Annotated in this window: 10 protein-coding genes; 2 read left to right on the top strand and 8 right to left on the bottom strand. The window is 33.8% G+C overall.

Annotation, left to right across the window (positions count from 1 at the left end; genetic code table 11):
• Positions 1–5 precede the first annotated feature (5 nt).
• The 5 genes from OGZ34_RS06900 to OGZ34_RS06920 form a co-directional block, all read right to left on the bottom strand.
• Entirely contained in the window at positions 6–1,295 is a 1,290-nt protein-coding gene (locus tag OGZ34_RS06900; protein ID WP_263362566.1) for an HlyD family secretion protein, read from the bottom strand.
• Between the two features lie 16 nt (positions 1,296–1,311).
• Positions 1,312–3,540: a peptidase domain-containing ABC transporter gene (locus OGZ34_RS06905; RefSeq protein WP_263362567.1), complete on the bottom strand. Its 2,229-nt coding sequence runs from the start codon at positions 3,538–3,540 to the stop codon at positions 1,312–1,314.
• A gap of 143 nt (positions 3,541–3,683) precedes the next feature.
• Positions 3,684–5,420, bottom strand: a complete 1,737-nt coding sequence (locus tag OGZ34_RS06910) for a tetratricopeptide repeat-containing sensor histidine kinase (protein WP_263362568.1) — start codon at positions 5,418–5,420, stop codon at positions 3,684–3,686.
• Between the two features lie 95 nt (positions 5,421–5,515).
• Positions 5,516–5,908, bottom strand: coding sequence for a hypothetical protein (locus OGZ34_RS06915; RefSeq protein WP_173966587.1), 393 nt, complete (start codon positions 5,906–5,908; stop codon positions 5,516–5,518).
• 204 nt (positions 5,909–6,112) lie between these two features.
• A complete protein-coding gene (locus OGZ34_RS06920; protein ID WP_173966586.1) occupies positions 6,113–7,075 on the bottom strand; it encodes a hypothetical protein in 963 nt (320 codons plus the stop codon).
• A gap of 102 nt (positions 7,076–7,177) precedes the next feature.
• On the opposite strand from OGZ34_RS06920, the gene OGZ34_RS06925 reads away from it, so the two are divergent.
• Entirely contained in the window at positions 7,178–7,924 is a 747-nt protein-coding gene (locus tag OGZ34_RS06925; RefSeq protein WP_173966585.1) for an LA_2272 family surface repeat-containing protein, read from the top strand.
• 4 nt (positions 7,925–7,928) lie between these two features.
• On the top strand, positions 7,929–8,546 hold the full coding sequence (locus tag OGZ34_RS06930) for a hypothetical protein (RefSeq protein WP_263362569.1): 618 nt from the start codon (positions 7,929–7,931) through the stop codon (positions 8,544–8,546).
• Between the two features lie 79 nt (positions 8,547–8,625).
• Here the strand turns inward: OGZ34_RS06930 and OGZ34_RS06935 are convergent, their stop codons facing one another.
• From OGZ34_RS06935 to OGZ34_RS06945, 3 genes are all read right to left on the bottom strand, one after another.
• Positions 8,626–10,761 (bottom strand): polyribonucleotide nucleotidyltransferase, encoded by a 2,136-nt coding sequence (locus tag OGZ34_RS06935; RefSeq protein ID WP_263362570.1) that lies wholly within the window; start codon positions 10,759–10,761, stop codon positions 8,626–8,628.
• Between the two features lie 163 nt (positions 10,762–10,924).
• Complete coding sequence (rpsO, locus tag OGZ34_RS06940; protein ID WP_026983900.1) at positions 10,925–11,191, bottom strand: 30S ribosomal protein S15; 267 nt, start codon at positions 11,189–11,191, stop codon at positions 10,925–10,927.
• Between the two features lie 155 nt (positions 11,192–11,346).
• Positions 11,347–11,802 (bottom strand): GAF domain-containing protein, encoded by a 456-nt coding sequence (locus OGZ34_RS06945; protein ID WP_263362571.1) that lies wholly within the window; start codon positions 11,800–11,802, stop codon positions 11,347–11,349.
• Positions 11,803–11,834: the final 32 nt, after the last annotated feature.

The following is an 11,834-nucleotide window of genomic DNA, read 5'->3' on the forward strand; positions in this document are numbered from 1 at the left end:
GAGGTTTATCTACTGATACTTTTCTTAAAACTATAAAACAAACGCTCGGCCAAAGTTTTATTCTCTGTAATAATTTCGGCAGAGGCTGTCATTCCGTTTCTAAAAGTTATTGAGGTATTGTTGGTTGTTTTCTGACCATTAGGAAGAATTACAGTCGCATAAAAACTTTTGTTTTCAGGAGTTGGTATCTGAGCTATCGATTTTATTTGACCTTCGGCTGCGCCAAATTCTTCAAAAGGGTATCCTTGAAATTTAACCAGCACAGTTTGTCCTATTTTTATTTTTCCAAAATTATCCTGAGGGATTTTTATTTCTCCTAAGTATTCATTTTTGCGATTGGCGATATAAAGAACAATGCTGTCCGCTTTAAGATTTTGCTTGGCTTGCAAGGAGCCTGTAAAGTTTACTACGCCTTCACTGGGAGTTGTCAAAATATAATTATTTTTCCATAAAGCAATAACGCTTCTTAATGTATTGAGCGATTGTTTGAAAGTTTCTTTTTGTTCGAGTACAAGTTTGTCCAGATCCAGAAGTTCTTTCTCTTTGGTTCTGATTAACATGATGTTGTTTATCAAGAAGGTCTCGGTATTCTTTATAGGTATTTTTTTGGCTAATAATTTACTTTCTTCTTTGTTTAAGTCGGCTGGTGCAATTATATTTTGTTTGTAAAGAGATTGGTTCATTTTGAACTCTTTTTCCTGTAAGGCTACATCCTGATTTAAGATCACTTTTTGATTTCTCAAATTTTGAGTCAGATGATTTAATTCCTGGATGTCACGTTTTAAGAAATTTTGCTTTTGCTGGTAATATCCTTCACTAAATAAAGCCAGTGTTTGTACGTAGACTTTCTGAAAATCCTGATAGGAGGTTTGGACATCTCCCAGATTTTGGTAGTTTTTTAAACGCCAATCTTTCAACTTTGCTAAATCTTTTTGATTGACAATAGTAACCAACTGACTTAGTTCTTTGTCAAGGTTTAAAACCTCTTCATGAACGGCGGTGTTTTCTATATAACCTAAGGCTTGTCCTTTTTTTACAATTTGATTGTCGTTTACGAATAAACGTTCCAGGCGTCCATTCACTTTTGCAATTATGGGTTTTGGTGCCTCTGCCGAAATCAGTTTAAAATCACTGCGAACTATAGAAGGATATTCGATGAACCACGTAATAGCAAATAAGATTAACAGGACAGAACAAAGAATTATAGTTCCCCATCGTATTAATCGATTTGGAATTTGTTCTAAATAATCTCTTACAGCTTCACTACTGGAATCTATTTCTGGCGTATGTGGCATATGTGATGTATTAAAATTATTCACCAAGTTCTAGTTGGTTTTTTACTAATGTAAAATAGTACCCTTTTTTAGATACCAATTCACTATGTGTCCCTTGTTCAACCACCTCACCTTTGTTGAGTACAATGATTTGATCTGCATTTTTTACAGTACTCAGACGATGTGCGACTACAATAACCGTTTTGCTGTTATTCGTAATAGAATCTCCTTTAAAAAAATCATTCAGATTCTTCATAATTACAGTCTCATTGTTGGCGTCCAAAGCAGAAGTAGCTTCGTCAAAAAAGATAAATTCGGGGTTTTTGTAAACGGCTCTGGCAATTAGTATCCGCTGTTTTTGACCGCCGCTTATTCCGATTCCGCTGGAGCCAATTTTGGTTAAATAACCATTAGGTAACTCCTCAATGAATTCAGTTATATTAGCAGTATGTGATGCAATCCTTAGTTTCTTCTGGTCGGTCATCCCATTTATGTCCGACTCACTGATGTTTCTGGAAATAGTATCTGCAAAAATAAATCCGTCCTGCATAACAGCACCGCAGTTGGATCTCCAGGAATTAAAACCCAGATTTTTCAGATTGGTGGGGCCAATATAAATCTGACCACTGGTAGGTTCGTTGAATTTTAGCAGTAGTTTTAATAATGTAGTTTTACCACTGCCACTAGCACCTACGATAGCGGTGACCTTTCCTTCGGGAATTGTAATGTTGATGTTTTTTAAAATCATCTCTGAGGCTGAACTGCCATATCGAAAATGGAGGTTTTCAATTTTGATTGTTTTGTTTTCTGGAAGTTCATTGATAAAACCGCCATCTACCGGTTCTTCGTTCGGTTTGTTGTGAATTTCAGAAAGTCGGAGTAAACTTAATTTAGCGTCCTGATAACTTCTTATAAAGCCTAAAAAGTTGTTGATTGGCACATTCATCTGGCCAATAATATACTGTACAGAAAGCATCGTTCCCAGAGTCATCTCTCCGTTAATAACTGCTTTGGCTGCAATAAAACTAATAAAAATATTCTTTATCTGATCGATAAAACGTCCTCCTTCATTTTGACTCTGGTTTAAGGATAGATTTTTAATGTTTAGCTTAAAAAGAGTCGTTTGCAGCGCTTCCCAGTCCCAACGGCGACGTTTTTCAGAACCGTTGAGTTTGATTTCCTGCATTCCGTTGATTAACTGAATTGTTGTATTTTGATAGTTTGCCTGCTGATCAAAATAACGGAAATCCAACTCAGCCCTTTTTTTCATGAACAGCATGATCCAGGTCATATATAAAGCAGAACCGATTACGAATACTAAAAAAAGATACAAATTAAAATAAGCCAATATACAGCTAAAGACCAAAAGGGTGAGTGTAGAAAAAAGGACATCAAGTGTGGTAGTGGATAAAAACTCCTGAATTCTATAATTGTCTTTTAGCCGCTGTAGAATGTCGCCGGTAGCCCTGCTGTCAAAATACACAATCGGAAGATTCATTAACTTAATAATAAAATCCGAAAGCATTCTTAAGTTCATTCTGCTTGTAACATGCAGAATGATCCAGTTTCGAAAAACACTTAATGCCGACTGCGATATAAAAAGAACTACCTGAGCAATTAAGATGAGGTAGATAAAGTTGAGGTTGCGAGTATTGATTCCGGTATCTACAATTTGTTGTGTAAGAAACGGAAATATTAATTGTATAACCGTACCAAAAAATAATCCCAAAAAAACCTGCGCAATATATTTCCTGTGGGGTCTAATGTATTGGTTTAAGAATCGGATTAAGTTGGGTTTTTGGCTGGTATGTTCTTCCTCTTCATAGAAAAGAGGGGTGGGTTCTAATACCAATACGATACCTTCAGAATCTTCGTGCGGTTTTTTGGTTGCAAGCCAGCCTTCTAAGAAATCTTTTTTTGTATACGTTATTAATCCAAAATTTGCAGGGTCACCTACAATTATTTTATCTTTTTTGATTTCATATACTACGGCATAATGACGCTGGCGCCAATGAACAACACAGGGTAAAGGAATGTCTTCGGCCAAGGATTCATAGGTAATTTTAAGCCCCATGGTTGCAAAGCCAATTTTTTCAGAAGCATCAACTAACCCAGCCATCGAAGTACCTTGTCCTGATATAAATGATATTTCACGTAAGTATGCCAAATCGATATTTTTAGCATAGTATTTGCAAATCATTTTAATGCATGTAGGGCCGCAATCCATAAAATCATATTGATGATAATGGGGGTATTTTTTTCTCATTCTTTTATTTCAAATTGATGCAGGTTTGATCTTTAGGCAATAAAATACACGCTAATATTTGAAGATTAGCGTGTAATCATTTCCTGTTTTGTAGCTATAAAAGTAATTTTATTTTAAGAACAATCACTGTATGCGGAAAATTTTTACGCAATTGTTTTTGGGAAAGTCAAAATCATTTTAGTTCCTATATTGAGCTCACTTTCTATGGCTAATGTTCCGCCATTTTTTTTGATCATTTGTTTGCACAGCTGCAAACCTAAACCGGTACCTATAATTTCAGAATTATTTTTTTTGGCGAGTAAAGAAGTATTGTCGGTAAGTAATTCTCTGATGGTTTCCGGGCTCATTCCGATTCCGTTGTCCTCAAGGATCAGATCGCAAAAATCAGGATTGGTTTCCCGGGTATAAAAGCTTATTTTGCCATTTTCATTCGAAAATTTAATCGCATTGTCTAATAAATTACGAAGTACAATTTTTAACGAATCGAGGTCTACGAAGATAAAACTATTTTTTGAAACTAAATTCTCAAAAGTAATGGTTTTGTCCAGTAACAAAGGTTTGTAGTTGTATTCGATTTGCTGTACGATAGAATACAAGTGAACGGATTCTTGGTGAAAGTACAATTGTTTGGTTTGTAACATGGCCCAATGCAGTAAATTATCCAACAGGTTGTATGCACCGCTTGCAATAGTACTGTTTTGAATAATGAGCTGATTCAATTCATCATAATTTTTAGTTTCCAGTGTTGCCGATAACTTCGCGTTACTTGTTTTGAGCGCATTTACCGACGAGCGCAGATCGTGGCTTACAATAGAAAACAGTTGATCTTTGGTAGCGTTTAATTGATCGAGTTTGTTTTTTTGTAGCAATATGATTTTGCCGTTTTTTACTTTCTGGGCATAGAGATAAACTCCGGCTGTCAGGATTAATAATAAACCAATGGCGGCAAAAAAGAAACCATTACGTTGGGTGTTCTTAAGTCTATTCTCTACTTCTAAAACTTTTATCTGCTTTTGCTTTTGGGCTACAGTAAATTTTTTCTCAAAGTCGGCAACTGCCCAGATTTTGTTTTGATTGTTGAGGGAGTCTTTCCATTGTCCGGATTCTTTTCTGTATTCTAAGGCTTTTTTGTAGTTTCCTCTGTTTTCTTCAACTGCTGACATGTTTAGAGAGGTTTTTCTTTTTATATCAAAATCTTTTACATTTGCGGACAAAGTATAGGCTTTTTCAAAGTAAGGAATTGCCAGCTGGTCTTTGTATTGAAGATAGTATAAATTTGCTATGTTTAAATATAAATAGATAAGACATGCTGTGTCATTCTCTTTCTCTTGTAATTTAAGACTTTTGAAGAAGTATTCTTCAGCTTTAATGAATTGATTAAGGTGTAAATATGAAATGCCTATATTTGTATAAACGATGCTTATTTTATATCCTTGATTGATAGTAATTGGGAGTTTCTCTATTTCTTTGAAATAATAAATTGCTTTTTTAAATTCTTTTAATTCTAATGAAATTTGACCTAAATTTTTGTTAACTAAAGAATAAGCTTTAAATTTTTTAGAAATTAAATTCATTTCTAGTTTGGCTTCTTTGAATAGTTTTTTTTCTCTAAAACTATATCCTCTGAAAAAATGGCAGTAATCTACTAATTCTTTGTTTTTGCTTGAATCTAATTGTTTCATTGAATAAACGAGAGTAGAGTCCCAATTGTTTTTAGTAAAAAAAAATTGAGCTTTTTTGAAGTTACTTTCATTTTTGTAATTAGAAACTTTTTTCTGAAGCGTTTTGTTGAAAAGATTGTTTATCGGTTGTTCCTGAGAAAACAGAATTAATGGTGTTGTTAAATATAAGGAAATTAAGAATAGCTTAAATTTAATCATTTCAGATGATTCTTTAGTTTTAAAAGAAATATAGATTGTATAAAAAGGATATCGCTTAATTGGAGAATTAATTAAACGATATCTTTTAGTTTTAATTAATTTTGGACTCCTGTTTCAGTTCCTCTGGAAGTTTCAGGGTCCAAATTTCTTAAATAAGATGTAACGGTCTTGATGTTATTAATTGTATCAGAGATATAATCCACTTCAACATACCAAACATCGTAAGTGTCAGGAGTGCTTTCGTCCCAGTCGTAATCAAAATAGATTTCGATATTAGTGTCATTTTCGATTAGGGTTCTAACCGCCGGGCTTTGTGAATCTTTAGAATTAATGTAAACCGTAGCACAGATTTTTAAGGTAAGTACACCCTGATTTCTGTAAAGCTGTGCTGAGGCTAAAGGAGGGATTGGAAAAGTAAGACTGCTTTTATCAGAAAAGACAAAATCTTGCTGATTAATTTTTGTGATTTGGGTAACGTTAAAGTACATAATTGTGTTTTAAGGATTATTAATTTGTTTTTTTGGTGTGTTAAAGATATTTTATTTTCACATATAAATGTAAGGTTTGTCGTGTTTTTTTGTGATTTTTCTAGTAACTAAGGGAAATTTTAGTTATAAAATGCCATAAAAACGAAAAACCCCAATTCAAATACATGAATTGGGGTTTTCTATGAAATTTAATAGAATCTATTTTTAAAAAAATAAGTCGACTTGCGAGTTTATCTTTTCGATATAATAATCGATTTTTCTAATGGCTCTGTTAAAGAATAAATTTTGCTCTTTAATACCTGATTGTCCTAATGGCTTTGAATTACTAATTTGCTGCTTAAAAAACTGATGTACATTTTTGCAACTGTCATCATTGTCAGTAATGAAATAACCAAGTAAGGTATAAGGAACAAACATGGTCAATTTCTGGTCAGTTTCAATAAGCATATTGTTGTTTAGTAAGATCAGTTCATTATAATAAATGGTAAAATTAGTATTGGGTTTATTGCATTTTTCCTGTATTAGATTGATGACCCTTTTTAAGTCTTTACAAAGTGCATTAGCGCTTTTTAAATCTAGCAAACTAGCTTCGTAAAAATATAGAATCTGCTGTAGGCTACTGTTTATAGTAGTATCGTTCCAGATTTCATTTACAAAAGTATTTTCATATGCTTTTTTTAGTTTTTGCATGAATTCGGTAAACGATTCTTCGATAACAAAATTCTCAAAAGAAATTTTTTTCTGATTTGTATTTAAAAGATTCAGCCAAACAAAAGCTTTGAATTTAGACAGTATAGTTCCGTCCATAAAATAAAATAGCGGAATATCTTTTGCAGAATAATAAAGTATGGTTTCTGGATTCTTTGTTAGTATTTCAACTTGTTCTGCTGAGGATTTGAAATACTGAAGCATATCTTTTAAGGTCTCGATTTCGATTGTTTTCTCGACAATGACTTTCTCTTTGTTGAAAAATAAATTGTCTAAAGAGATATTAAAATGATCGGCAAGTTTTATTGCTTCATCTATTGAAAATTTGCTCTTTTGAGATATTCTCCGGTGTGAAGCATCATAGCTAATTTCTAAAATAGCCGCTATCTCATCTATTAAAGAAACCGATGGAGAAACTTTGGATCTAATTGCTTTTAATAAGGATTCTTGATATTTCATAATTTGCGATAATCACAAATGTAGTAAATAGTTTTATTGATTTTTGCAAACTCGTATGTGATAATAGCAATACGTTTGCCTTGTAATTTTAAAACTATAATTATGAAAACATCATTTTTAGTACTGTTATTATTTGTCTTTGGAGTAATACGCGCTCAGGATACAATTAAAATTCAGGTTATTGATTCTGTTAAACAGCATTCGCAAATTTTTAGTCTTTCTCCAATCTCTAAAAAAGTAGACAAAGTAAATGGATTGGTTCTTGGAGTTGGTCATGTTGAAAATAGACATATCAGCTCTCAGGTAATTAACGGTTTAAATATAGAAGCAAATCCGGCACCTGCCGTTGGGGCTTTAATGGGGTTTATGTCTTTGATGTATCTTCCGGAAATTATTAAAAATAATAAAAAAAGCAACCAGATTAGAAATAGTGAGGAAGATTACAAAATTAAAAACATGAGTTATACGCCCGAATTGAAATTGAATGGTTTAAATATTAGCTCAGGATGTTTTTTTACCACGACCAGTATGAACGGATTAAATATTTCGGCTGGAAATAAATTCAGGAATTTTAATGGTCTTTCGGTTACTGTTTTAGGAGCGATTACTGATCATCAAAACGGACTTTCGGTAGGTATTTATAATGCTAATAATGATTTGAGTGGTTCAACAATTGGAGTCTACAATCAATCGTATCAATTAAGCGGGTTGCATATAGGGGTTTTTAATCAAACGAGAATCAATAGGGGTTTGCAGATAGGAGTTTTTAATAAATCGAATTCGAAAGGTTTTCAGTTAGGGATTTGGAATGTTAATAATAAAAGGTCAATGCCTTTTTTAAATTGGTAAGATCATGAGAAGAGTTTTATTGTTGTTAATTTCTATGTTTTCAATAGTTGCGTTTTCTCAAACTGAATCTAAGGATTCTTCTGTTGAATATGAAAGAATTTATATCGAGGCAGGTTTTTTGCAGCCCATAGGAAAACTTTCGAATAAGTTTGATTTATCACCATCGTTTGGATTTTGGTATAGGACAAAAATGAATCGCGAAGATTTTATAGATTTTGGTTTTAATTTTTTTATACCTAAAAAGCCTTTAAATGTGAATTTTAAATACCGTGATTCGGTTGTGCAATATAAATCAAGTCATTTTGCAATAAATATAGGAACTCGTTTTGCAAAAGTTATTTCGTTATCGCAACGAAAAACAGATTTTAATTTAGAATGGAATTCCGGAATTGGATTGGCTTTAAATTTTTATAATGCTCAAAAGGAATTAGAATTTGAAAGTGGCGAGCATACAAAAGAAGTTTTAACTACATTTTATTTGTCGCAAGGAATTAAGCTGAATTACAGAAATACAGGATTGCAATGTCATTATCAGTGGTCGCCGTATGGTTTGTTTAATGACCAGGTCGAAACGAATTTTGGTTCACAAAGTCTTATGTTTGGAATAGTTTACAGGCAATAACTTAAAAACGAAAAACCCCAATTCAAAATACATGAATTGGGGTTTTCTATGAATAAACCTTTAGTAAACTAAGATCTGATTACTCTTTTTTCTCCTCACGTGGAGGTCTTTGTAAAAGTGCTTTTCTTGACACTTTTTCTTTTTTAGTTTTAGGATCTACACCTAAGTATTTCACTTGGAATACATCGCCCATGTTTACAACATCGGTAACATTTTCAGTGCGTTCCCATGCTAATTCAGAAACGTGTAATAAAACTTCGTTTCCTGGTGCGGATGTATATTCTACTACAGCTCCAAAATCTAACATTTTAATTACTTTTACTTCGTAAGCTTCTCCCGTTTGTGGTTTGAAAGTGATCGACTTAATTTTTGCCAATACTGCTTCAATTCCCGCAGGATCTGTACCTAAGATTTCAATCACACCTTGTTCGTCAACTTCGTTGATTACAATAGTAGTTCCTGTAGCCTTTTGTAATTCCTGAATTACTTTTCCACCAGGTCCGATCAATGCTCCAATAAAGTTTCCAGGAATAGTTCTGGTGATGATTTTTGGTGCATGTGCTTTTACGTCAGCTCTTGGAGTTGCAATTGTTTCAGTTAATTTACCCAGAATGTGTAAACGTCCTTCACGTGCTTGTCCTAAAGCTTGTTCCATAATGTCGTAACGTAAACCATCAATTTTGATGTCCATTTGACAAGCGGTAATACCGTCAGCAGTTCCGGTTACTTTAAAGTCCATATCTCCTAAGTGATCTTCATCTCCTAAAATGTCTGACAATACAGCAAATTTCTCACCGTCAGTAATTAATCCCATAGCGATTCCTGAAACCGGTTTTGTCATTTGAACTCCAGCATCCATTAAAGCCATTGTTCCTGCACAAACGGTTGCCATAGAAGAAGAACCATTAGATTCTAATACTTCAGAAACAACACGAATGGTGTAAGGACAATCAGCAGGGATCATGTTTTTCAAAGCTCTTTGAGCCAAGTTACCGTGACCTACTTCTCTTCTTGAAGTTCCTCTTAGAGGTTTTGCTTCACCAGTTGAGAAAGGAGGGAAGTTATAGTGTAAATAGAATTTCTCTTCACCTTGTTCAGATGGAGAGTCAATTTGATTTGCTTCTCTTGAAGTTCCAAGAGTTACAGTTGCCAATGCCTGAGTTTCTCCACGTGTAAACAATGAAGATCCGTGAACTCTTGGTAAATAATCAGTTTCACACCAGATTGGTCTAATATCTGTTGTTTTTCTACCGTCTAAACGAACGCCTAATTCCAACACTACGTTACGAACAGCTTCTTTGTTTGTTTTGTAGAAATATTTAGAAACTAAATCTCCGTCAGCAGCCAATTCTTCTTCTGTAAATAAAGCTTTTACTTCTTCTTTTACTTCAGCAAATGCAGCGCCTCTTTCGTGTTTAGCTGAACCAACTTTCGCAATAGCATAGATTTTATCGTATGCTGCAGCTTTTACTTTTTTGTAGATTTCTTCGTTTTCTTTCTCACCTTCGTAAGTACGAATTTCTTTTTTACCAAAAGCAGCCTGCAAACGCAATTGCGCCTGGATTTGTACTTTAATAGCTTCGTGAGCAAATTTAATTGCTTCCACCATTTCGGCTTCTGAAATTTCTTTCATCTCACCTTCAACCATAGCAACAGAATCTAATGAAGCTCCAATCATCATATCGATGTCAGATTTTTCTAATTCTACTCTGCTTGGGTTGATTACGAATTTTCCGTCGATACGTGCAACACGTACTTCAGAAATTAAGTTATAAAAAGGGATATCTGAAACAGCTAATGCTGCAGATGCCGCTAAACCAGCTAAAGCGTCCGGCATAACCTCTTCGTCATGAGACATTAATTGAATCATAACCTGAGTTTCAGCATGGTAGTCGTCTGGGAAAAGTGGACGTAAAACACGGTCAACTAATCTCATTGTTAATACTTCGCTATCACTTGGACGAGCTTCTCTCTTAAAGAAACCACCTGGAAAACGACCTGCTGCTGCAAATTTTTCGCGATAATCTACTGTTAATGGTAAAAAATCAACGCCTGGGTTAGAAGTGCGAGCTGAAACTGCTGTCGCAAGAATCATAGTATCGCCCATTCTTACTACTACAGAACCGTCTGCTTGTTTAGCTAAACGCCCTGTCTCGATTGTGATGCTTCTGCCATCACCTAAATCGATCTTTTCTACAAATAATTGTGGAATCATAATTTTTCCTTATTGGTTATACAATGGGTTTTAGTTGTGTTGTAGTTGTTGTTGTGTGTAGTTATTGTTCTAAAACCCAATGAAAAACCAAACTTTTTTTCTTATAAAATGCTTGTAATGTAAAAACAAAAAGAGGCACTCTCGCACCTCTTTTCTATATTGATTATTTTCTGATATTCAATACTTTGATAATCTCACGATATCTGTTGATCTCTTTCTTTTTCAAGTAGTCCAACAAAGCTCTTCTTTTACCTACTAATAGTACAAGTGAACGCTCAGTGTTGTAATCGTGACGATTTTTTTTCAAGTGTTCAGTTAAGTGTGAAATTCTGTAAGTGAACAATGCGATTTGACCTTCTGCGCTTCCAGTGTTTGTTGCAGCACCGTGTTGTGCGAAAATCTCTTCCTTTTTTTCTTTAGTTAAATACATTCCAATATTATTTAATGATTTTTATGTATGTCGTACAACTTTTGTAAGACGGTGCAAAATTAGAACTTTTTTCTGAAAAAATAAGTTTAAATATTGAAAAAATTAAACATTTGGTAATTTAACACCATATTTAACTTTTAAAAATGAGATCTTGATTAAAATAATTTGGCAACTTCCTGATTTACGAATTCTAAAAATCTTTCATCGGCTTCTGTAAATGGATCAATAACATGGCTGTCGATATCGATTTGGCCAATATTTACACCGTCAACAAATAAAGGAACTACTATTTCAGATTTTACAGTAAAACTACAGGCAATATAATTGTCCTGAGCCGCAACATCCGGCACTACAAAATTGGCATTACTTTCGGCTACCTGACCGCAAATTCCTCTACCAAAAGGAATAACAGTATGGTCTGTTTCTGCTCCCACATACGGACCTAAATGCAGGGTTTTGTTTTCGTGATTGGCAAAATAAAAACCAACCCAGTTATAGTATTCAATATTTTCGTTCAATAACTGACAGATTGCTAATAATTTTTCGTCTCTAACTAATACTGAATCAGAAACAATAGCGCTTATTTTTGGTTGTAATTCTTGAAATGTCATGATGTTAAAATTTTATACAAAAGTATTTAAAG

Source organism: Flavobacterium collinsii (genome assembly GCF_946903285.1).
Taxonomy (GTDB): domain Bacteria; phylum Bacteroidota; class Bacteroidia; order Flavobacteriales; family Flavobacteriaceae; genus Flavobacterium; species Flavobacterium collinsii.